This window comes from Spirillospora sp. NPDC048824, from assembly GCF_043198455.1.
Taxonomy (GTDB): Bacteria; Actinomycetota; Actinomycetes; order Streptosporangiales; family Streptosporangiaceae; genus Spirillospora.
The window spans coordinates 136,563-157,152 of sequence record NZ_JBICUS010000003.1 but is presented as its reverse complement, the minus strand read 5'-3'; the positions used below and the strand labels follow the sequence as shown (position 1 = coordinate 157,152).

Sequence of the window (20,590 nt, the reverse complement as noted above, 5' to 3'; positions counted from 1 at the left end):
TTGTTGATCTACAACGTAAAGGCGGGAACCTGGAGCGCCTCATGGACGTCTGCCCCATGGACGTGAAGGAGGACGATGATCAGCCCGGTGGTGTGGGTCCGGGACCGATTCGGCGAACGGGGCCTCGCCGTCGCCGTCCTGGTGGTGCTGCTGGCCCTGGGCGTCGTCCCGCTGGTGGCGCTGCCGGCGGCGCGGTGCAAGGTCTTCGGCAGCGGGTGCCACGAGCCGGGGCCCGATGTGCGCGCCGATCCGGTGGCGACCGAAAGGGCGCTCACGCCGGTCGAAGCCGCCACTTGGGGCTCTTATGTCGCGTTGGGGGATTCGTACTCGTCGGGCGTCGGCGCGGAGGCGAGCGTGGCCGACCACAACCCTCTCGACCGGTGCCACCGGACGTCCAAGGCGTACTACCACGAGGTCTCGAAGGCCTTCCGGTTCGCGAAGGGCAGCGCGTTCTGGGCGTGCTCCGGCGCGACGACGGCCGATGTGCTGAAGGGGCGGGGCGGGGAACCACCGCAGATCGGCCGCATCGGCCCTGACACCAGCCTGGTCACCCTGAGCATCGGCGGCAACGACGTCGGGTTCTCCAAGGTGCTCGCCGGGTGCGTCGTCAAGCTGCCGTGGAGCAAGGACTGCACCCGGCAGGGCGAGGACGTCGCCGGGCGGATGGCCGAACTGCGCACGAGCCTCCCCGCGCTGCTCGACAAGATCACAGCGAAGGCGCCGCGCGCACGGGTGATCGTGATGGGGTACCCGAAGGCGTTCTCCGAGGTCAGCGGCGTGGACGGGGACAACATCACCGTGTCCGACCAGCGGTGGCTGAACGCGCGGGCCTACGACCTGGGCCGGCTGATCCGGCAGTCCGCACTGGAGGCGGACGCGAAGATCGCCGCCCGGAACGGCCGGGGCAGCGTCGAGTTCGCCGACGCCTACAGCGCGTTCGCCGGCCACGAGGTGGGCAGCAGCGACCCGTACATGAACGGCCTGGCGCTGAACCTGTCGGCGCTCGAGGCCGAGCCGCGCAGCTATCACCCGACCGCCGCCGGGCATCACGCGCTGGCCGGCCTGTTCGTCGAGCAGGTCAGGAAGGGCCCGGGGCGGCCGCTCTCCTAGCGCGGACGGCGCGTTCCACCGCGATCGCGACGAGTTCCGTGCCTCCCCGTGAGCGGCCCCGCCCCGGCGGGTAGGGGGTGTGGGACACCGCCGTCGATCGGGGGAGCCGATGGCCGTCACAGTGGCGCTCGCCGGTGACACCATGCTGGGCCGGGGAGTGGCGGACGAGATCGCCGCCTCCGGCCCGCACGGACTGTTCTCCGCCGGCGTGCGCGAGGTCTTCGCGGAAGCCGACCTCGCCCTGCTGAACCTGGAGTGCTGCGTGTCCGCCCGCGGCAGGCGCTGGGAGGCGCCGGGCAAGCCCTTCCACTTCCGGGCGCCCCCGGATGCGGTCGGGGCTCTCACCGACCTCGGCGTGGACTGCGTGACGCTCGCCAACAACCACGCGCTCGACTATGGCCCGGACGCGCTGGAGGACACGCTCGACCACCTGGAGAGGGCGGGCATCCGGGCCGCCGGCGCGGGTTCGAGCCCCGAGGAGGCGCGGGAGAGCGTCGTCCTGGAAGCGGAAGGCGTCAACGTCGCGGTCGTGGGGATCACCGACCATCCCTCCGACTTCGCCGTCGGGCCCGGCAGGCCGGGCGTCGCCCTCGTCGAGCTGGAGAGAGGCGTGCCGGAGCGCCTTCTGGAGCAGATCCGGCGCCTCCGCGCGGGCAACGACGCGGTGCTCGTCCTGCCGCACTGGGGCCCGAACATGACGCAGGAGCCGCTGCTCTACGTCCGGCGGGCGGCCAGGGCCCTGGTGGACGCCGGTGCGACGCTCATCGCCGGCAGTTCGGCGCACGTCTTTCACGGAGTCGCCTGGCCCGTCATCTTCGACATGGGCGACCTCATCGACGATTACGTCGTCAGCGAGCTGCTCCGCAACGACCTCGGGTTGCTGTTCCTGGTCACGCTCGGCCGCGCGGGCCCGTCCCGGATCGAGGCCGTGCCGCTGCGGCTCGGATTCGGCCACACGAGCCTCGCCGGTGACGCCGACCGCCAGTGGATCGCCGAGCGTTTCACCGGGGCCTGCGCGGCCTTCGGGACGCGGGTGACCGCCCACGAGGGCCGTCTCGTCATCGACGGGCCGCCGCGGGCGGGCGGGCCGTAGCGGGCTCCGGCTTCCCGGCGGCCCCGAGCTGGACGGCGACGCCCCGCCCGCCTCCGCGCGTCCCATCCGCGACCAGCGCGACGTGGCCCTTCAGCGGACGCTTCTCCATGGTCATCGCTCCCTCCGGACGCAGCAGGTGCCAGGACGGTGCCGATCTTCGTTCGAGGCGCTCTCGGCGTCAACCGGAGCGTGCCGTCGGACGGGGTGGACGTGACCGCCGGACCGAGGCGCCGCCGCGGGCCCGCCATCGTCCCGCGGCGGGCCTCACTTCGTGCCGGTGCCGACGTTGATCTCCGCGTGCAGGACCGCTCCGGGCTCGCCGCCCGAGCGTTCGCGCAGGAGTCCGTCCAACACCCGGTGCACGTCGTCGCGCGCCTCCGCGGTCAGGCCCGAGGCCAGCCGTGCCCCGATCGGGTTGCTCGCCGTGACCAGGTTCCACAGGTGCGCCGCGGACTCGACGGGCATGTCCCAGGTGATCGTGTCCACGGTGGCGCCGGTGAGCCCCGCCGCGACGAGATGTTCCCGGAACAGATCCGGGTCGGCCAGACGGAACGGCGGTGGCGTTTCCATCGGTGGCATGGCGGCGGGTGCGACCGCCTGGACGGCGCCCATGAAGAATCCGAGGAACTCGGCCTTGTGGAGTGCCCCGAACGCGACGACGAGCACCGTCCCTCCGGGCCTGGTCACGCGCACCATCTCGGCGAGCCCGCCGCTCAGGTCCGGGAACAGCGACACGCCGTGCTGGGACGCGGACACGTCGAAGGCGCCGTCCGCGAACTCCAGGGCCTGACCGTCCATGACCCGGCCCTCGATGTTCGTCAGGCCTTCCGCCTCGGCGCGGGCGCCGAGTCGCTGGATCATCGCCGGTGCGATGTCGGTCGCCACCACCTCCGCGCCCAGACGCGCGGCGGGGATGCTCAGTGCGCCGCTTCCGGCCGCCACGTCCAGGAAGCGCGTCCCGGGACGGATGCCCAGCGGGCGGAGCACCGCTTCGCCGTGCCGGATGTTCCCCGGGGTGAGGTATTCGTCGAACCCGGGCGCGATCGTCTCCCACTCGCCGCGGATCTGCTCCTGTATCGGTGTCTCGACGGCCATGGCGGGTTCCTCCCTTGCTCATCGGTGTTCGTGTTCTGCCGGTCGCCGGCCGCGGTCACGCGCCGCCGCGATCGTCCAGGAAGCGCCGCATCAGCGCGCCGACCTGCCGGGCCTGGTACAGCCAGGGCGCGTGACCGCCCGGGACGAGGTGCAACTCGGCGTCCCGCATGATCGCCGCGGCGCGGCGTCCGCTCTTCTCCTGCCCGAACGGATCCCGCTCACCCCAGATCATCTGCACCGGTCGCCGTACGCGCGCGAGTTCCCCGTCCATCGGCTTCGCCGTGATCCCGTAGCGCGCCAGCACGTCACGCTGCGACCTCCGAAAGCCGCCGCCGGGTCGAGAGGGGCGCCGCGCGCCCCCGCGCGGCCGAGTCGACCATCATCGAAGGCTCCCACACTGGACGAATCCGCGGCGGCACTCCCCAACTTGCCTCCGTGTGGATGCGGTTTCCCGGCCCGCCCCGCTGCGATGAGTCAGTCTTCGCCGGTGATGGCGTTGAGGCGCTCCACGGCGCCGGCGAAGTCCTCGACCATGTCGTAGACGACCTGGCGGGCGGGCTTCACGGTGTTCATGAGGCCGACGCACTGGCCGACGAAGTAGTTGGCGAGCTGCCGGGCGCCCGGGTTGCCGGACTCGGCGATCTTGGTGATCTGCCGCATGGCGCCCTCGGCGACGATCATCTGGAGGGGCATGCCGAGGGGGCCGGGGCTCGCGGGGCCCTCCCACTCCTCCGTCCAGGCGGAGCGGAGCTGGCGGGCGGGCTTGCCGGTGCGGGACCGGGAGCGGATCGTGTCGCGGGACGTGGCCGCGAGCATCTTCTCCTTCACCGGACCGGAGGTTTCCGCCTCCTCGGTGGTGAGCCAGACCGAGCCGCACCAGACGCCGGACGCGCCGAGGGCGAGGGCGGCGGCCATCTGGCGTCCCGTGGCGATGCCGCCCGCGGCGAGGACGGGCACCGGGGCGACGGTGTCGACCACCTCGGGGACGAGGACCATCGTGGAGATCTCGCCGGTGTGCCCGCCGGCCTCGCCGCCCTGCGCGACGATCAGGTCGACGCCGGCGGCGACCTGGCGGCGGGCGTGCTCGGACGTGCCGACGAGGGCGGCGACGGGGATACCGGCGGCCTTCGCCTTCTCCACCATGAGCGGGGGAGGGGTGCCGAGGGCGCTGGCGATGAGGCCGATGGGGTGGGCGAGTGACACGTCGATCAGCTCGGTCGCGCCCTCCTTGGTGACCTGCGCGCCGCCGCGCGCGTTGGACCGCTTGGCCTGCTCGAAGTCCGGCAGCGGGACGTCGTACTTGGCGAAGAGGCCGGTGAGGAAGTTCCAGTGCTCGTCGGGGATCGCGGCGAGCATGGCGTCGAGGCCGCCGCCGCCCTCCGCCGCCTTGTCGATCTTGCCGGGGACCAGGACGTCCACGCCGTAGGGGCGGCCGTTCACGTGGTCGTCGATCCAGCGCAGTTCCTCTTCGAGGCGGTCGGGGCTGTAGGCGACCGCCCCGAGGACGCCGAAGCCGCCCGCGTTGGTCACGGCGGCGACGACGTCGCGGCAGTGACTGAAGGCGAACAGCGGGAACTCTATGCCGAACCGTGCGCAGACCTCGGTGTTCATGACCCCAGACGCTAACGGACCGAATGGCATTCGGTCTAGTGGCGGAACAGGACGTACGACTCGCCCTCGTCCGGGTGCACGAACGCCGCCCGGAGGGGGAGGCCCTCGCGCAGGGACGCGGGGTCGACGCCGTCCAGGCGGGCGTGCAGCCAGGGGCCCTCCACCAGCTCGACCAGCGCGAGGTGGGCGGGGGGCTGATCGGCGTTCCGCGCATGGGTGACGGTCCAGGTCACCAGAGTCGCCTCGCCGCTCGCCTCGGCCCAGCCGAGGTCCTCGTTCCCGCAGCCGGGGCAGCCGGCCTCATCCGGGGCGAACCAGCGGTCGCACGCCTCGCAGCGCCTGATGACGAGCCTCCCGGCGGCGGTGCCGTCGAAGAACGGGTCGGTGCGGCCGTCCCGCCGCAGAACACCGATGTTCATGCCCGGGCCCCCTTCTCGTGCGGGCTGACGATGAGCGTGGAGTGGTGGTCGAGGATGCCGCCGTTCCCGCTGACCAGGATCACGTCATTGGACGGGGCCTGCCGCTCGCCGCCGTCCCCGCGCGCCTGGATCACGGCCTCCGACAGCGGCGTCATGCCCCACATGTAGTACGCCGAGAGCTGGCCGCCGCCGGTGTTGGTCGGCAGCGACCCGCCGGGGCCGAGCGCGCCCGACGCGGCGAACGCGCCGCCCTCGCCCTTGGCGCAGAACCCGTAGTCCTCCAGCGACACCAGGACCGTGTAGGTGTAGCAGTCGTACAGCTCGCACACGTCGACGTCGGACGGGGTGATCCCCGCCATCTTCATCGCCGTCGCTCCGGAGGAGACCGCACCGGTCGTCAGGCCGAACTCGCTGCCGCGCTCCTTGCGGTGCCCCGGATGCCCCTGTCCCCAGCCCCACAGGTGGACGGGCGGCCGGGCCAGGTCGCGGGCCCGGTCGGCGCTCGTGACCACGACGGCGATCGCGCCGTTGGAGACCAGGCAGCAGTCCAGCAGGTGCAGCGGCTCCGACACCCAGCGGGACTCCTGGTGGTCGGCCAGGGTGATCGGCTCGCGCATCTGGGCGAGCGGGTTGCGCGAGGCCCACTCGCGGGTCGAGACGGCGATCGCGCCGAGCTGCTCGCCGGTGGTGCCGTAGCGGGTCATGTGCCGCTGGGCGGCGAGGGCGTAGAACGAGTTGACGCTGCGCAGCCCGAGCGCCGCCGTCATCCCGCCGAACCCGTACCATTCGCGGGCGTCGCGGTCGTACGCCGAACCGGCCGGCTTCTGCGGCTTCAGCGGCGCGTCGGCGAACACGCAGGCGACGGTGGTCGCCGAGCCGCTCAGCACCGACATCGCCGCGTGCGCCAGCATCGCGCCGGCGGTCGCTCCGAACGCGTTCATCAGCGAGAGCAGCCGCAGGTCGCGGAGCCCGAGCGTGCCCGCCAGCTCGATGCCGGGGGAGCCGCCCAGCCCGTGGCTGACCAGCAGCCCGTCCAGGTCGCCGAGCGTCAGCCCCGCGTCGGCCACGGCGAGCCGCACCGCGTCGGCGGCCAGCCGCCGCGGGCTGCGCCCGTAGACCTTGCCGAGCTCGGTCATCCCGAGCCCCACGATCGATGTGCCCATCAACGCAACCTCGCCCCTCCACGATTCATCCCGCCACGGTACCGAATGACGTTCGGTGCTCTCCAGGGCGGGTTGATCACGGAGGGCGGCGCGCCCGTGGAACCGTCCCGGAACGAGAGCCGCCCGCGTCCCCGGGGCGACGGGGACGCGGGCGACGGGCTGCCTGCGGGAGGCCGGCCGGAGGCCGTTCGGTCAAGAAGCGAGGACCGCCTGCAGGAAGTCCCGGGTGCGCTGCTCGGTCGGCTCGCCGAAGATCTGGTCCGGGGGACCCTCCTCGACGATCTGGCCCTGGTCGAACATCAGGACCCGGTCGGAGATGTCCTTGGCGAAGGCCATCTCGTGAGTGACGCACAGCATGGTCAGGTCGCTCTGCCTCGCGATGTCGCGCAGCAGGTCCTGGACTCCGACGACGAGTTCGGGGTCCAGGGCCGAAGTGACCTCGTCCAGCAGCAGTACCCGGGGCTGCATGGCGAGCGCCCGGGCGATCGCCACCCGCTGCTGCTGCCCGCCCGACAACTGCGTCGGGTGGGCGTTGATCTTGTCGGCGAGGCCGACCAGCTCCAGCAGGTCCCTGGCGCGTTCGAACGCCTCGTCCTTGGACACCCCCAGCACCCGCACCGGCCCCTCGGTGAGGTTGCGCAGCACGTTCATGTTGGGGAACAGGTTGAACTGCTGGAACACCATGCCGACCTGCTTGCGCATCTCGTGCAGGTGCCGCTGGCTGGCCGGGACGCGCTTGCCGCCCCGCTCCATGTGCCACAGCGTCTCGTCGCCGATCCAGATGACGCCCTCGTTCAGGGTCTCCAGCGTCATCAGGAGCCGCAGGATGGTGGTCTTGCCCGACCCGCTCGGCCCGATGAGCGTCACCCGCTCGCCGGGCTCCACGGTGAAGTCGAGTTCGCGGAGCACGACGTTGCTGCCGAACCGCTTGACCACCTTCTCGAAGCGGATGCCCGGTGCGCTGCCGTGCGGAAGCTCCGCGGCGGGCTCGCCCTTCTTCGCGTCGGTCTTCTGCGCGGAGACGCCCTTGTCCGTCGGAACGCTCTCGCCCGCCGCTGCGTCCTGCGGCGTCGGGCCGCCCTCCGGGTCCTGGGGCGTCGGGGCTTCGGGTGTGGTGTCAGTTGGTGGCATAGCGCCTCTCCAAGCGGCGGACCAGTATCGAGGATATGACGCTGACCACGACGAACAACAGGCCGACCATCGTCATCGGCTCCAGGAACTGGCCGTTCACCGACCCCACCTTGTTGGCGGCGAAGAGCAGTTCCGCGACGTTGATCGCGAACAGCATCGGCGAGTCCTTGAACATCGCGATCAGGTAGTTGCCGAGCGTCGGGATCACGCGGCGGACCGCCTGCGGCAGGATCACGTCCAGCCACACCCGCGACTTCGGCAGGTTGATGGCCGTGCACGCCTCCCACTGCCCCTTCGGGACGTCGGCGATTCCGGCCCGGTACACCTCCGCCGTGTAGGTCGAGTAGTGGACGCCGAGCGTGATGATGCCCGCCGTCAACGGCCCGATCGTGATGCCCCAGGCGGGCAGGACGAAGAAGACGAAGTACAGCTGCGGGATCAGCGGCGTCGACCTGATGAACTCCGTGACCCACCGGACCGTCTGGTTGACGGCCGTGTACGGCGTGCGGCGCAGCAGCGTCCACACCAGGCCCAGGACCAGGGCGAGCACGTAGCCGACCAGCGTCGCGATGACGGTGTAGCGCAGCCCGTCCAGCAGATCGGGCAGGATCTCGCTTGCGTATTCCCAGTTCCAGTTCATCAGCCCGCCACCCCCGCTCCGGGAGCACCGGCCGCGATCGTGCCGAGCGACGGTTCACTGGGAAGCCTGCGGCCCAGCATCCGGTCCACGCGCCGCTCGGCGTAGCGGACGAACAGCTGCAGCACCTGCGCGATCACGAAGTAGAGGATCAGGGCCACCGAGAAGGCCGCGATGGTCTCCCCGCTGCTGCCCTGGATGTTCTTCGAGACGCGGGTCAGGTCGACCAGGCCGACCAGGGACACGATGGCCGTCCCCTTCATCAGCTCGATGATCAGGTTGCCGAACGGCGGCAGCATCAGCGCGAAGGCCTGCGGCAGCAGGACCCGCCGCATCCGCTGGAACGGCGTGAAGTTCAGCGCCACCGTCGCCTCGTACTGGGCCTTCGGCACCGCCTTGATCGAGCCGCGGACCACCTCGGCGCCGTAGGCGCCGATGTTCAGGCCGAGTGCCAGCACGGCCGCCACGATCGTGGTGAACCGCAGCCCGATCAGGGGCAGCGCGTAGAAGAACCAGAACAGCAGCACCAGGGTCGCGTTACCGCGGAAGAACTCCACGTACACCCTGTTCAGGACGCGTACCCCGGCGTGCCGCGAGGCGCCCGCGAGACCGAAGATCAAAGCGAGCACCAGCGCGAGCGCGCCGCCGAACACGGTGAGCCGGAAGGTGAGCCACGCGCCATCGAGCCACTGGGGGTAGCTCTCGAGGACGTCCGTCACCCGGGATCAGCCCTTGCAGAACTTCGCGGCGGTGTCGTCCGGCCCGGGCATCTCCGCCTGGGTGAACCCGAACGGCTGCAGGACCGGCAGAAGCCCGTTCGACTGCTTCAGCTTCGCGAGCTCGTCGTTCCAGGCCTTCAGCAGGTCCGCGTCGGCCTTGCGGAACGCGAACGCGCCGGCGCCGAGCTGCTCCTTGCCGTCGATGACCGGCGTGAACGCCTCGGTCACCTCGTAGCCCTCGCCCTCGTGCTTGGCCAGCAGGTCGGCCAGGGAGATGCGGGTCAGCCAGATGCAGTCGATGCGGCCGGCCTTGAGGCCCTCGTAGGCGCTGGCCTGGTCGGCGAAGGTCTTGATGTCGTCCTTCTTGACCCCGGTGCTCTCGGCGTAGCCGGCCTCGACGGCGCCCGTGAGCACGCCGACCTTGACGCCCTTCTTGCCCGGGTCCTCGGCGGTCTTCAGGCCCTCGGGGTTGCCCTCCTTGACCATGAACGCGCTCTTGGCCACGTACTCGGGATTGGCGAACGCCGCGGAGGCGCAGCGCTCCGGAGTGATGAACATGCCGGCGGCGATCGTGTCGAACCGCCTGGCGTTGAGCCCGGCGATCAGGCCGGCGAAGTCCACCTGGACGCCCTTGACCTCGTCGATCCCGAGCTTCTTGAAGATGACGCGCGCCAGCTCGGGCGCCTCACCGGTCAGCTTGCCGGACTTGTCGGTGTAGCCGTACGGCGCCTCGTTGGCGAAGCCGACGGTGATCGAGCCGGCGCTCTTGGCCTTCTCCAGCGTCCCGCCGCCGGCGAGCTCCTCCTCCGGATCCGTCGTGGAGCAGCCCGCCGCGGCCAGCGGTACCGCGGCGGACAGCAGCACGGCGGTGCGCAGGAAGTCACGTCTCGAGGAAGTCATCATCGAACTCCTGGATGGGTGTGCTCCCGCGCCCGCGGGGAGCCGCAGCGGCCCCCCGCGGGCGCGGGAGCAGGATGGGTCGGGGTTATCGAATTGTTGTGTTCATTCAGCCGCCCACGGGTGTGAAGTCGCGGGCACCGATGAACTCCGGACGCGGTGCGGGTGCCGAGAACGGCTCGACGCAGGTGTTCTCGACGCTGTTGAAGACGATGAACACGTTGGAGCGCGGGAACGGCGTGATGTTGCCGTTCGAGCCGTGCATGCAGTTGCAGTCGAACATGGTCGCAGAGCCCGCCGACCCTGTGAACAGCTCGATCCCGTGTTTTTCGGCAAGGATCGACAAGCTGTTGGGATCGGGCGTCCCGATCTCCTGTCCGCGCAGGGACTCCTTGTAGTGGTCGTCCGGGGTCTCCCCGACACAGGCCACGAAGGTCTTGTGCGAGCCAGGCATAATCATTAGCCCGCCATTGTGCACGAAATTCTCCGTCAGCGCGATGGATATGCTCACCGCGCGCATCCGGGGCATGCCGTCCTCGGCGTGCCAGGTCTCGAAGTCCGAGTGCCAGTAGAACTCCTTGCCGCTGAACCCCGGCTTGGAGTTGACCCGGCTCTGGTGGACGTAGACCTCGGACCCGAGGAGCTGCCGTGCCCGGCCGACGACGCGGGGGTCGCGGACCAGCCGGTCGAAGACCTCGCTGATCTTGTGGATCTCGAAGATCGAGCGGACCTCGTCCGAGCCCCGCTCGGTCACCGTGCGCTCGTCGGCCAGGATCCGCGGGTCCGCGGACAGCCGGCGCAGCTCGGCGCGGTAGTCCTCGACCTCCTCCGGGGAGATGAGCTGGTCGACGGACAGGAATCCGTCGGCCTCGAACGAGTCGAGCGTCGCACCGTCGATCGGCCCGTCCTCCGGGGCGCCGTACACGACAGGGTCCTGCCGGTACAGCAGCGCCGCCTCGACGCCCTTGCGGGTGGGATAGGCGTCGTCGATGGTCGGATGGGACTCGATGATGCTCATGCGTCCTCCTCAGTCAGCAGCGGGTACACACCGTTCTCGTCATGGACCTCCCGGCCGGTGACCGGCGGGTTGAACACGCAGACGGTCCGCACGTCCGTGTGAGCCCGCAGGGTGTGGTGCTCGTGCTGGTCCAGCAGGTACATCACGCCCGGCTCGATCTTGTGCTTCTCGCCCGTCTCGTCGTTGGTCAGCTCTCCCTGGCCCTCGATGCAGTAGACCGCCTCGACGTGGTTCGCGTACCACATCCTGGTCTCGGATCCCGCGTACAGGATCGTCTCGTGCATCGAGAAGCCGACGCCCTCCTTGGCGAGCACGAACCGGCGGCTGCACCACGTCGGTGCCTGCACGTCGCGCTCGGTGCCGATGATCTCGTCAAGGGAACGAACGATCATGAATCTCCTCTTTCCAGCTGTGCCCGGGCCGGGCCCGCGGCGGGCCCGGCGGCAGCGGACGGTGTTCGCTCGAGCCGTGCGTCGTGGCCGGCTCGTTCTCAGACGGCGACCTTCTGGCGGACGGCCTCCAGCGAGTCCGCGATGATCTCCAGGCCCTGGGCCAGTTCGGCCTCGGTCGTGGTGAGCGGCGGCAGCAGCTTGACCACCTCGCCCTCCGGGCCGGAGGTCTCCATCAGCAGCCCCCGCTCGAACGCCTCGGTGCACACCCGCGGCGCCATCTCGGCGTCGTTCATCACCAGGCCCCACGCCAGGCCGCGGCCGCGGACGGAGTCGACGGCGCCGGCGTGCGCCTGCGCGATCGACTCCAGCGCGGTCTGGACCTGCTGGCCCTTGGCGAGGGTCTGCTTCTCCATGTCGTCGCCGGTCCAGTAGTCCTCCAGCGCGGCGACGGCGGTGACGAACGCGGGGTTGAACCCGCGGAAGGTGCCGTTGTGCTCGCCCGGCTCCCACACGTCCAGCTCCCGCTTCATGAGCGTGACCGCGAACGGCAGCCCGTAGCCGCTGAGCGACTTGGACAGGCAGACGATGTCCGGGGTGATCCCGGCCTCGTCGAAGCTGAAGAAGGACCCGGTGCGGCCGCAGCCCATCTGCACGTCGTCGACGATGAGCAGGATGTCCTGCCGGCGGCACAGGTCCTGCAGGCCCCGCAGCCACTCGGCGGTGGCGACGTTGATGCCGCCCTCGCCCTGCACGGTCTCCACGATGACGGCGGCGGGCTTGTCGAGGCCGCTGCCGCTGTCCTCCAGCATCGTCTCGAACAGCAGGAAGTCGGGCGTCCTGCCGTCGAGGTAGTTGTCGTAGGGCATCGCGACGCCGTGCCCGAGCGGTACGCCGGCCCCGGTGCGCTTCATCGAATTCCCCGTGACGGCGAGCGCGCCGAGCGTCATGCCGTGGAAGGCGTTGGTGAAGCTGACGACCGTCTCACGGCCGGTGTACTTGCGGGCGAGTTTCAGCGCGGCCTCGACCGAGTTGTTGCCCGCCGGGCCGGGGAACTGGATTTTGTAGTCGAGCGCCCGCGGCTGGAGCACGTACTCGTTGAACCGTTCCAGGAACTCCCGTTTGGCCGAGGTGTACATGTCCAGGCTGTGCACGATCGCGTCGCTCGCGAGATAGTCCATCAGCCGGCGTTTCAGCTGCGGGTTGTTGTGCCCGTAGTTGAGAGTTCCGGCGCCGGCGAAGAAATCGAGGTATGTTTTCCCGTCCTCATCGGTCATGTGGCTGCCCTGCGCGGTCGTGAACACCGTGGGCCAGCCTCGGCAGTAGCCGCGGACTTCCGATTCCAGGCGGGCGAAAACGTCCATGTCTGCCTCCAGGCAGGTTGTGTGGGGGAGCGGACGGGGGAGTGGGGTGGATCAGTTCGCGTCGGTGATCGGGCCGATCCGGAAGAGCACCTCGGGCTCGTGTCCCCCCTCGGGGAAGTGCTCCGCGCCGAACAGCGGGCTGCGGGCGAGCTCGCACCCGCGGTCCCGGGCGAACGACTCGAACATCGCGGTGGAGGCGGTGTTGTCCGGCGTGACCGTGGCCTCCATGAACCGGTGGCCGCGGGGGACGAGCCGGTCGGCGAGGTCGTCGAGCATGCGGCGGGCCAGGCCCTGGCCGCGGTGGTCGTGGTCGACGGCGACCTGCCATACGAAGAACGTGTCGGGCCGGGACGGGCGGACGTAGCCGGTGATGAAACCGCAGGGGGCGCCGGCGTCGCGCGCCACCACTGAAGTGTCCGGGAAATCGCGGCACCAAAGCGTGTAGCTGTACGGCGAGTTGACGTCCAGGACGCGTGAGTCCCGGGCCATCCGCCAAAGCTCTGGGCCGTCGGCGAGGCTCGGCTCCTGGAGTTGCACGTCCGCGTTCGTCTCGTTCGCGTCGGGGCGTCGGGTCGGTGATTCCAGGGGTTGCGCTGCCATGTCCAGGCAACTTAGCGAATCTCGCATCGTGATCGCAGAGGAATGTTATCTGCGAGATGTTTAGCGACCTGCGGCACTGGGTAAGATATTAGGCTTTGTCGAATTCGGTGCAATTAAGTGCGGGCCCGCGCATGCGGCCATCCGCTTTTCCCCGTGCTACGCAGGAGGTACTGCCACTCGGGCGGGCGGCGGCGCCAGGACGCTTCCTGAACGCCACCTTAATGTTTTGTCGTGGCCTCGGGAGGGGTTTTGTGTATCGGTTGTGTGAGGTAAGTCACTCAAATTCGATGACAACGCCCGGGGTGCGGTGGACGTCACGTCGCATCGAGCGAGGTCGTCCGGTCGCGGGCATCCTGGGGCGGGTGTGGGGCAAGGCGTTGACGCGGACTCTGAGAGGCCGCCCCTACTGACCTTCAAGGGGCAGGTTCAGTGACCGAACGGTAAGGCTCTGATAGCTCAGAGGTAAGATATCGAGGGATTTCGGTCTTAAATGCGCCCGGCCGGGGCATGGTTCGAACGCCGTCCCCGGCCGGGATTCCGGACTCGCCGATCACAACATTTCGACGCGTCCGATTTATCGAGCCCTTCTGCGAACGGCGCGTTGCACCGGGTTTCGCTCAGCGTCCGGCGAACCGGTCCGTCGCCTCGATCAGCCGGTGCAGGATGCCCGGCTCGCTGTAGGCGTGGCCGGCGTCGTCGACGATGTGGAACTCCGCCTCGGGCCACGCGCGGTGCAGATCCCAGGCCGTGGCGACCGGGGTGCACACGTCGTAGCGGCCCTGCACGATCACGGCCGGGATGTGGCGGATCCCGTCCACGCCGCGGATCAGCTGCTCGTCCTCGAGGAACCCCTCGTTGACGAAGTAGTGGTTCTCGATGCGGGCGAACGCCACCGCGTAGTCGGGCTCGCCGAACTCGCCGGCCACCTCCGGGTCCGGTCGCAGCGTGATCGTCGAGCCCTCCCAGGTCGACCACGCCTTGGCCGCGGCGACGCGCACGTCCCGGTCCGGGGAGGCGAGCCGCTCGCTGAACGCGGAGATGAGGTCCTCCCGCTCGTCCTCGGGGATCGGCTCGACGTACTTCTCCCACAGATCGGGGAACAGCAGCGACGCGCCCTCCTGGTAGAACCAGTACAGCTCGAACGGCCGCAGCGTGAAGATGCCGCGCAGCACCAGCTCCGTCACCCGCTCCGGATGGGTCTGCGCGTACGCCAGCGACAGCGCGCTGCCCCAGCTCCCGCCGAACACCAGCCAGCGCTCGATGCCCAGGTGCTCGCGCAGCCTCTCCATGTCGGCGACCAGGTTCCAGGTGGTGTTCGCCTCCAGCGACACCGCCGGGTCACTCGCGTGCGGCAGGCTCCGACCGCAGTTGCGCTGGTCGAACAGGACGATCCGGTACGCGTCCGGGTCGAACTGCCGGCGGTGCTCCGGGCTGCACCCGGCGCCCGGCCCGCCGTGCAGCATCACCGCCGGCTTGCCGTCCGGATTGCCGCAGACCTCCCAGTAGATGCGGTTGCCGTCGCCTACGTCGAGGATCCCGGACTCGTGCGGCTCGACGGGCGGATAAAGGGTGCGAAGCTCCATGGGGTGCGATTGTCCCACCCGTTCCGCCGTTCCACCGGATGTGACCCGCGGCACCCGTCAGACTGTCGTGTGCAGGCCGTGAACAGGGCGCGACCAGGCGTCCTGCGTGCGCGGATACATTGCGAGGATCAAGAAAGTAAACCCCAAACTGGGCAAAGGTTCCGCTGGTCGGGACTAGAGTGCCTTCAGTGATGCGAAGCGACGAGGCTCAGGGCCGGTAGCGGAGCGAACGAAATGTGCACACAGACCCCCGCGAACGCGGCCGGGCGCCGCCAGGCGAGGAGACACGTGAGCGAGATGACGGGCCGCCAGGCGGGCAGGGCCGCGACCACGATGATCAGCGCCATGGCGTTCACGTGGCACCGAGCCGTGAGGCGAGGAGAGCAGTGAGTGAGCTGAACGGATCGGGCGGTTCCCGCGGAGTCCCGGACGCGGGGTCCCCCTGGACCGCCATGGGGCGCGACCCCAACCGGACGCCCGAGGCGCCGGTTCCGGCCGCCCAGCAGCCGATCCAGATGTCCAAGCCCGCGCTGCCCGTCCCGGCCGCGCAGCAGCCGCCCCAGGCCGGTCAGGGCCGGCACGGCCGCACCGGTGAGATGGTGCGGCCCGAGCCGGGGCAGCCCGAGGCCCAGCCCTGGGACATGGTGGAGCGGCTCCGCCAGATGGCCGACCTCATCGGCGACGCGCTCGCCGCCGGGGAGCGCAAGGTCAACGAGGTGCAGAGCGAGATCGCCTCGCAGGTCGCGGCCATCGCGGCCGAGCGGGAGGCCGCGCAGCGCGACGCCGCCGCCGCGTGGGGCGAGGTGCAGCGCGCCCGCGGGCAGGCCGAGCAGTCCGAGCGGCGCGCCGTGGAGGCCGAGCGGCGCCTCGGCGACGCCCAGAACGAGGTCTCCTCGCAGGTCGCGGCCGTCCAAGCCGAGAAGGAGGCCGCGCAGCGCGACGCCGCCGCCGCGTGGGGCGAGGTGCAGCGCGCCCGCGGGCAGGCCGAGCAGGCCGACCGCCGCGCGGTCGAGGCCGAGCGGCAGTACGCCGACGTCGACCGCCGTGTCGCCGAGGTCCAGAACGAGGCCGTCACCCAGATCGCCGCGTTGCAGACCGAGAAGGAGAACGCGCAGCGGGACGCGGCCGCCGCCTGGAACCAGGCCCAGCAGGGACGCGCCCAGGCCGACCAGGCGCGCAACCAGGCCGAGCAGGCGCGCATCCAGGCCGACCAGGCGCGCGCGCAGGCCGAGCAGACCCGCGCGCAGATGGAGCAGGTGCAGGCCCAGGTCGAGCAGGCCGAACGCCGGGTCGCCGAGGCCGAGGCCACCGTCCGCCAGGCGATCCAGCAGCGCGACGCCATGAGCGAGGCCCGCGACGACGCTCTCCGCGCCGTCGAGGACGCCGTCGCCGGACGCCGCTCCGCCGAGGCCGAGCGCGACCGCGTCGCCGAGCAGGCCGCGGAGCTGTCGCGGGGCCTGGAGGCCGCGCACGCCGAGCTGTCGGCGCTGCGCGCCAAGGTCACCGACGCCGAGATGACCGCGCAGAACCTGCAGCACGCCATCGTCGCGGCCGGCAACGAGACCGATGAGTCCCGCCGCCGCGCCGAGGTCGCCGAGCGCCGCGCCCAGGAGAACGAGCGCCGCGCGCTGGACTCCGAGCGCCGGGCGCAGGAGGCCGAGCGGCGCATCCAGGAGGCCGCCGGACGGGCCGAGGCCGCCGAGGCCGAGCGCCAGCAGGCCCTCGACACGGCTGCGCAGTCGCTTGAGGCCGCCAAGAAGGCCGAGCGCGAACGTGACGGCAGCGCCAAGGGCAGGGAGTCGGCCGAACGGGCCCGCGAGGCCGCCGTCCAGGCCCAGGCGCGTGCCGAGTCCGAGCTCACCCTGGCCCGCGGCCGGGCCGACCAGGCCGGGCGCGAGCGTGACAAGGCCGTGGCGGGCATGCGGCAGATGGCCGCGGAGCGCGACGCCGTCGCCGAGAAGCTCGCCGAGCGCGACCAGTGGGTCGACCAGCTCGCGCAGGCCGTCACCGAGCAGCGCGCGCAGATCGCCGAGCTGTCCCAGGAGCGCGACGCCGCCCGCACCGCCGCGGACCAGGCCCGCTCCCTGATCGACGAGCTCACCCGCCAGCTCCGCACCATCATGCCCACCGCCGCCACCCCGCGCCTCTAGCGGCGCCTCGACGCGGGCCCCCGGACCCGGGCACGCGGGGTCCGGGGGGTGTCCCCTGGGCGGACACGGTGAGCCGGCTGTTAAGCTAGAGGCCCGTGGACAGTGAGCAGCGTCCGCCTCGCAACGACCACGGGAGCGTCTTCTTGCCTTCGGCAGCCACTGGTAGAGCACGGCCTACCAAGCACCTTTTCGTCACCGGCGGTGTCGCCTCGAGCCTCGGCAAGGGACTGACGGCGTCCAGCCTCGGGAGGCTCCTCACCCTCCGCGGCCTCCGGGTCACCATGCAGAAGCTCGACCCCTACCTCAACGTCGACCCCGGGACGATGAACCCGTTCCAGCACGGCGAGGTGTTCGTCACCGACGACGGCGCCGAGACCGACCTGGACATCGGGCACTACGAGCGGTTCCTGGACACCGAGCTGCACGGTTCGGCGAACGTCACCACCGGCCAGGTCTACTCCAACGTGATCGCGAAGGAGCGGCGCGGGGAGTACCTCGGCGACACCGTCCAGGTCATCCCGCACATCACGAACGAGATCAAGGACCGGATCATCGGGATGGCCGCCGACAACGCGGTCGACATCGTCATCACCGAGGTGGGCGGGACGGTCGGTGACATCGAGTCGCTGCCGTTCCTGGAGTCGGTGCGCCAGATCCGGCACGAGATCGGCCGGGAGAACTGCTTCTTCCTGCACGTGTCGCTGCTGCCCTACATCGGTCCGTCGGGGGAGCTGAAGACGAAGCCGACGCAGCACTCGGTGGCGGCGCTGCGCTCCATCGGCATCCAGCCCGACGCGATCGTGTGCCGGTCCGACCGGCCGATCACCGACGGGCTCAAGCACAAGATCAGCATGATGTGCGACGTGGACCGTGAGGCGGTCGTGTCGGCCGTCGACGCGGCCAGCATCTACGACATCCCGAAGGTGCTGCACTCCGAGGGCCTGGACGCCTATGTGGTGCGCCGCCTGGACCTGCCGTTCCGCGACGTCGACTGGGGCGCCTGGGACGAGCTGCTGCGGCGCGTCCACAAGCCGGCCCGGGAGGTGACGATCGCGCTGGTCGGCAAGTACATCGACCTGCCCGACGCCTACCTGTCGGTCACCGAGGCGCTGCGGCACGGCGGTTTCGGCAACGACGCGAAGGTCCACATCCGCTGGGTGAAGAGCGACGACTGCGAGACCCCGGAGGGCGCCGAGCGGGAGCTGGACGGAGTCGACGGCGTCCTCGTGCCCGGCGGGTTCGGGGTCCGCGGCATCGAGGGCAAGATCGGCGCCGTCCGGCACGCCCGCGAGAACCGCGTCCCGCTGCTCGGCATCTGCCTCGGCCTGCAGTGCATGGTGATCGAGGCGGCGCGGACGCTCGGCGGGCTCGCCGACGCCGGCAGCGCCGAGTTCGACGCCACCACCGCCGACCCCGTCATCGCCACGATGAGCGACCAGCTCGACGTCGTCGCCGGCGAGCGCGACATGGGCGGGACGATGCGGCTCGGCCTCTACCCGGCCGACCTCGCCGAGGGGTCGGTCGTCCGGGAGCTGTACGGGGAGGCCAAGGTGTCCGAGCGGCACCGGCACCGCTACGAGGTCAGCAACGCCTACCGGGACCGGCTGGAGGAGGCGGGGCTGTGGTTCTCCGGCCTGTCACCCGACGGCCGCCTGGTCGAGTACGTCGAGCTGCCGCGCGACCGGCACCCGTTCTTCGTCGGCACGCAGGCGCATCCGGAGTTCCGGTCCCGGCCGACGCGCCCGCACCCGCTGTTCACCGGCCTGGTCGCCGCCTCCCTCGACTACGCGGCGAATCGCGCGGGCGAGGGCGAGACGGGGAACGTGACCGTCTCATGAGCCCCGCGGAGGAGTTCGGCCCGGACGACGTCCGCGACCGTCCCGAGCGGTGGCGGGTCGTGGCGGAGTCCGCGGTCTACCGGGGGCGCGTTTTCGGCGTCCGGAGCGACCGGGTCGAGATGCCGCGTGGAGACGGCACCGAGGTCGTCGGCCGCGACGTGATCGAGCACATCGGCTCCGTCGGCGTCATCGCCCTCGACGACCGCGACCGGGTGCTGCTGCTGCGCCAGTACCGGCATCCCGTGGGGCGGCTGCTGTGGGAGGCGCCCGCCGGGCTGCGGGACGTGGACGGCGAGCCCCTGCACAAGCTCGCCGAGCGGGAGCTGCTGGAGGAGTCCGGGTACCGCGCGGAGCGCTGGGACACGCTGCTGGACGTGTACCCGTCGCCCGGGATGACCGACGAGCGCGTCCGGATCTTCCTGGCCCGCGGGGTCGCCGAGGTGCCCGCCGACCAGATCGATTTCGAGCGGGTCCACGAGGAGGCCGACATGCCGGTCGTGTGGGTGCCGCTGGAGGACGCGGTCCGCAAGGCGCTGGCCGGCGACCTGCACAACATGATCGCCTGCATGGGGGTACTGGCCGTGCACGCCGCGCGCTCGTCCGGGTTCGCGGGGCTGCGCCCGGTCGACGCGCCGGAGGGCTGACCCCGGGATGGGCCCCCGTCCGCGGCGGGAGGGGGCATGATGGGCGGGGTCCCCGTAGTCACCGCCGGAAGAGGTGCCGCACTGTCCCCGAGTCCGACCCCCCGGAGCACCGCGCGGCCCGCCATGTCCGACCGTTTCCCGGACGACGCCGGCGCCGGTTCCGCGCTCGGTTCGGCCGTGCGCACCTATCTGGGGCACCTCGCCGTCGAGCGGGGCCTGGCCGCCAACACCCTGAGCTCCTACCGGCGTGACCTGCGCCGGTATGTGCGGGTCCAGGAGGGGCGGGGCCGCACGGCCGCCGGCGAGATCACCGAGGACGACGTCCGCGCGTACCTGGCGAGCCTGCGGGAGGGCGACGACGACCATCCGCCGCTGTCGGCGGGGTCGGCGGCGCGGGCGCTCGCCGCCGTCCGGGGACTGCATCGTTTCGCGCTGCGTGAGGGCCTGGCCGCGGGCGACCCCGCACACGACGTCAAGCCGCCGACGCCGCCGCGGCGGCTGCCCAAGGCGATCTCGCTGGAGGAGGTCGAGCGGCTTCTCGCCGCGGCCGCCGGCCCGTCCGGCGGCGGCCCCGGCGCCGCGCGCGGGCTGCGCGACCGGGCGCTGCTGGAGTTGCTGTACGGGTCGGGGGCGCGCATCTCGGAGGCCGTCGGCCTGGACGTCGACGACCTCGACCTGCGGGACGGGTTCGCCCGTGTGGCGGGCAAGGGCGGCAAGGCCCGGGTGGTGCCCATCGGCGACTACGCCCGCGAGGCCGTGGACGCCTACCTGGTGCGGGCGCGTCCCGAACTCGCCGGGGCGGGGCGGGGCGGCCCGGCGCTGTTCCTGAACGCGCGGGGCGGGCGGCTGTCGCGGCAGGGCGCGTGGATGGTGCTGCGCGCCGCCGCGGACCGGGCCCATCTGTCGGAGGTGTCGCCGCACACGCTGCGGCACTCGTTCGCGACCCATCTGCTGGACGGCGGAGCCGACGTCCGCGTGGTCCAGGAGCTGCTCGGGCACGCCTCGGTGACCACGACGCAGGTCTACACGCTGGTGACCGTTCAGCTGCTGCGGGAGGTCTACGCGACCTCGCATCCGCGTGCGCGGAGCTGACCGGGGCCCGCGAGACGGGCCCCGGGGGGACAAACCG

20 protein-coding genes are annotated in these 20,590 nt (G+C 71.2%); 6 read left to right on the top strand and 14 right to left on the bottom strand.

Features of this window, described 5'->3' with window-relative positions:
• Positions 1-75 precede the first annotated feature (75 nt).
• Entirely contained in the window at positions 76-1,110 is a 1,035-nt protein-coding gene (locus ACGFIS_RS07170; protein WP_392909015.1) for an SGNH/GDSL hydrolase family protein, read from the top strand.
• A gap of 109 nt (positions 1,111-1,219) precedes the next feature.
• Positions 1,220-2,203, top strand: a complete 984-nt coding sequence (locus ACGFIS_RS07165) for a CapA family protein (RefSeq protein WP_392909013.1) — start codon at positions 1,220-1,222, stop codon at positions 2,201-2,203.
• Between the two features lie 264 nt (positions 2,204-2,467).
• Here ACGFIS_RS07165 and ACGFIS_RS07160 read toward each other — a convergent pair whose 3' ends face one another.
• The 14 genes from ACGFIS_RS07160 to pip form a co-directional block, all read right to left on the bottom strand.
• Positions 2,468-3,298 (bottom strand): class I SAM-dependent methyltransferase, encoded by an 831-nt coding sequence (locus ACGFIS_RS07160; RefSeq protein ID WP_392909009.1) that lies wholly within the window; start codon positions 3,296-3,298, stop codon positions 2,468-2,470.
• Positions 3,299-3,353: 55 nt separating this feature from the next.
• The gene (locus ACGFIS_RS07155; protein ID WP_392909007.1) at positions 3,354-3,602 is read right to left on the bottom strand and encodes an alpha/beta fold hydrolase; all 249 of its coding nucleotides are present in this window, start codon (positions 3,600-3,602) and stop codon (positions 3,354-3,356) included.
• A 170-nt stretch (positions 3,603-3,772) separates the two neighbouring features.
• Entirely contained in the window at positions 3,773-4,909 is a 1,137-nt protein-coding gene (locus tag ACGFIS_RS07150; RefSeq protein ID WP_392909005.1) for an NAD(P)H-dependent flavin oxidoreductase, read from the bottom strand.
• Between the two features lie 35 nt (positions 4,910-4,944).
• Complete coding sequence (locus ACGFIS_RS07145) at positions 4,945-5,328, bottom strand: Zn-ribbon domain-containing OB-fold protein (protein ID WP_392909003.1); 384 nt, start codon at positions 5,326-5,328, stop codon at positions 4,945-4,947.
• Positions 5,325-6,491, bottom strand: a complete 1,167-nt coding sequence (locus ACGFIS_RS07140) for a thiolase family protein (RefSeq protein WP_392909001.1) — start codon at positions 6,489-6,491, stop codon at positions 5,325-5,327. The genes ACGFIS_RS07145 and ACGFIS_RS07140 overlap by 4 nt, the downstream gene beginning before the upstream one ends.
• A 192-nt stretch (positions 6,492-6,683) precedes the next feature.
• On the bottom strand, positions 6,684-7,622 hold the full coding sequence (ehuA, locus tag ACGFIS_RS07135; RefSeq protein ID WP_392908998.1) for an ectoine/hydroxyectoine ABC transporter ATP-binding protein EhuA: 939 nt from the start codon (positions 7,620-7,622) through the stop codon (positions 6,684-6,686).
• Positions 7,609-8,262 (bottom strand): ectoine/hydroxyectoine ABC transporter permease subunit EhuD, encoded by a 654-nt coding sequence (ehuD, locus tag ACGFIS_RS07130; RefSeq protein ID WP_392908996.1) that lies wholly within the window; start codon positions 8,260-8,262, stop codon positions 7,609-7,611. Before ehuD ends, ehuA begins: the two co-directional genes overlap by 14 nt.
• Positions 8,262-8,978, bottom strand: coding sequence for an ectoine/hydroxyectoine ABC transporter permease subunit EhuC (gene ehuC / locus ACGFIS_RS07125; protein ID WP_392908994.1), 717 nt, complete (start codon positions 8,976-8,978; stop codon positions 8,262-8,264). Before ehuC ends, ehuD begins: the two co-directional genes overlap by 1 nt.
• Positions 8,979-8,984: 6 nt before the next feature.
• Entirely contained in the window at positions 8,985-9,881 is an 897-nt protein-coding gene (gene ehuB, locus ACGFIS_RS07120) for an ectoine/hydroxyectoine ABC transporter substrate-binding protein EhuB (RefSeq protein WP_392969937.1), read from the bottom strand.
• Positions 9,882-9,984: 103 nt separating this feature from the next.
• A complete protein-coding gene (gene thpD / locus ACGFIS_RS07115; protein ID WP_392908990.1) occupies positions 9,985-10,893 on the bottom strand; it encodes an ectoine hydroxylase in 909 nt (302 codons plus the stop codon).
• Positions 10,890-11,285, bottom strand: coding sequence for an ectoine synthase (locus ACGFIS_RS07110; RefSeq protein ID WP_392908988.1), 396 nt, complete (start codon positions 11,283-11,285; stop codon positions 10,890-10,892). Before ACGFIS_RS07110 ends, thpD begins: the two co-directional genes overlap by 4 nt.
• A gap of 98 nt (positions 11,286-11,383) precedes the next feature.
• A complete protein-coding gene (gene ectB / locus ACGFIS_RS07105) occupies positions 11,384-12,646 on the bottom strand; it encodes a diaminobutyrate--2-oxoglutarate transaminase (RefSeq protein WP_392908986.1) in 1,263 nt (420 codons plus the stop codon).
• Positions 12,647-12,697: 51 nt separating this feature from the next.
• Positions 12,698-13,246 carry a diaminobutyrate acetyltransferase gene (ectA, locus tag ACGFIS_RS07100; RefSeq protein ID WP_392908984.1) on the bottom strand — a complete coding sequence of 183 codons (549 nt, stop codon included), beginning with the start codon at positions 13,244-13,246 and terminating at the stop codon, positions 12,698-12,700.
• 617 nt (positions 13,247-13,863) lie between these two features.
• Positions 13,864-14,829, bottom strand: a complete 966-nt coding sequence (pip, locus tag ACGFIS_RS07095; protein WP_392908982.1) for a prolyl aminopeptidase — start codon at positions 14,827-14,829, stop codon at positions 13,864-13,866.
• A 386-nt stretch (positions 14,830-15,215) separates the two neighbouring features.
• Between pip and ACGFIS_RS07090 the strand changes: the two genes are divergently transcribed.
• The 4 genes from ACGFIS_RS07090 to ACGFIS_RS07075 all read left to right on the top strand — a co-directional run bounded on the left by ACGFIS_RS07090 (position 15,216) and on the right by ACGFIS_RS07075 (position 20,553).
• A complete protein-coding gene (locus ACGFIS_RS07090; protein WP_392908978.1) occupies positions 15,216-16,979 on the top strand; it encodes a hypothetical protein in 1,764 nt (587 codons plus the stop codon).
• A gap of 143 nt (positions 16,980-17,122) precedes the next feature.
• Positions 17,123-18,817 carry a CTP synthase gene (locus tag ACGFIS_RS07085; RefSeq protein ID WP_392908976.1) on the top strand — a complete coding sequence of 565 codons (1,695 nt, stop codon included), beginning with the start codon at positions 17,123-17,125 and terminating at the stop codon, positions 18,815-18,817.
• Positions 18,814-19,461, top strand: coding sequence for an NUDIX domain-containing protein (locus tag ACGFIS_RS07080; protein WP_392908974.1), 648 nt, complete (start codon positions 18,814-18,816; stop codon positions 19,459-19,461). Before ACGFIS_RS07085 ends, ACGFIS_RS07080 begins: the two co-directional genes overlap by 4 nt.
• Positions 19,462-19,584: 123 nt before the next feature.
• Positions 19,585-20,553: a site-specific tyrosine recombinase XerD gene (locus ACGFIS_RS07075; protein WP_392908972.1), complete on the top strand. Its 969-nt coding sequence runs from the start codon at positions 19,585-19,587 to the stop codon at positions 20,551-20,553.
• Positions 20,554-20,590: the final 37 nt, after the last annotated feature.

Excerpts from the sequence above, each read along its gene's own strand:
- ACGFIS_RS07170 (WP_392909015.1), top strand. The coding sequence starts at position 76 with ATGATCAGCCCGGTGGTGTGGGTCCGGGACCGATTCGGCGAACGGGGC.
- thpD (WP_392908990.1), bottom strand. The coding sequence starts at position 10,893 with ATGAGCATCATCGAGTCCCATCCGACCATCGACGACGCCTATCCCACC.
- ectB (WP_392908986.1), bottom strand. The coding sequence starts at position 12,646 with ATGGACGTTTTCGCCCGCCTGGAATCGGAAGTCCGCGGCTACTGCCGA.
- ACGFIS_RS07165 (WP_392909013.1), top strand. The coding sequence starts at position 1,220 with ATGGCCGTCACAGTGGCGCTCGCCGGTGACACCATGCTGGGCCGGGGA.
- ehuD (WP_392908996.1), bottom strand. The coding sequence starts at position 8,262 with ATGAACTGGAACTGGGAATACGCAAGCGAGATCCTGCCCGATCTGCTG.
- ACGFIS_RS07140 (WP_392909001.1), bottom strand. The coding sequence starts at position 6,491 with ATGGGCACATCGATCGTGGGGCTCGGGATGACCGAGCTCGGCAAGGTC.
- ACGFIS_RS07080 (WP_392908974.1), top strand. The coding sequence starts at position 18,814 with ATGAGCCCCGCGGAGGAGTTCGGCCCGGACGACGTCCGCGACCGTCCC.
- ectA (WP_392908984.1), bottom strand. The coding sequence starts at position 13,246 with ATGGCAGCGCAACCCCTGGAATCACCGACCCGACGCCCCGACGCGAAC.
- ACGFIS_RS07110 (WP_392908988.1), bottom strand. The coding sequence starts at position 11,285 with ATGATCGTTCGTTCCCTTGACGAGATCATCGGCACCGAGCGCGACGTG.
- ACGFIS_RS07160 (WP_392909009.1), bottom strand. The coding sequence starts at position 3,298 with ATGGCCGTCGAGACACCGATACAGGAGCAGATCCGCGGCGAGTGGGAG.
- ehuB (WP_392969937.1), bottom strand. The coding sequence starts at position 9,881 with ATGATGACTTCCTCGAGACGTGACTTCCTGCGCACCGCCGTGCTGCTG.
- ACGFIS_RS07150 (WP_392909005.1), bottom strand. The coding sequence starts at position 4,909 with ATGAACACCGAGGTCTGCGCACGGTTCGGCATAGAGTTCCCGCTGTTC.
- pip (WP_392908982.1), bottom strand. The coding sequence starts at position 14,829 with ATGGAGCTTCGCACCCTTTATCCGCCCGTCGAGCCGCACGAGTCCGGG.
- ehuA (WP_392908998.1), bottom strand. The coding sequence starts at position 7,622 with ATGCCACCAACTGACACCACACCCGAAGCCCCGACGCCCCAGGACCCG.
- ACGFIS_RS07145 (WP_392909003.1), bottom strand. The coding sequence starts at position 5,328 with ATGAACATCGGTGTTCTGCGGCGGGACGGCCGCACCGACCCGTTCTTC.
- ACGFIS_RS07075 (WP_392908972.1), top strand. The coding sequence starts at position 19,585 with ATGTCCGACCGTTTCCCGGACGACGCCGGCGCCGGTTCCGCGCTCGGT.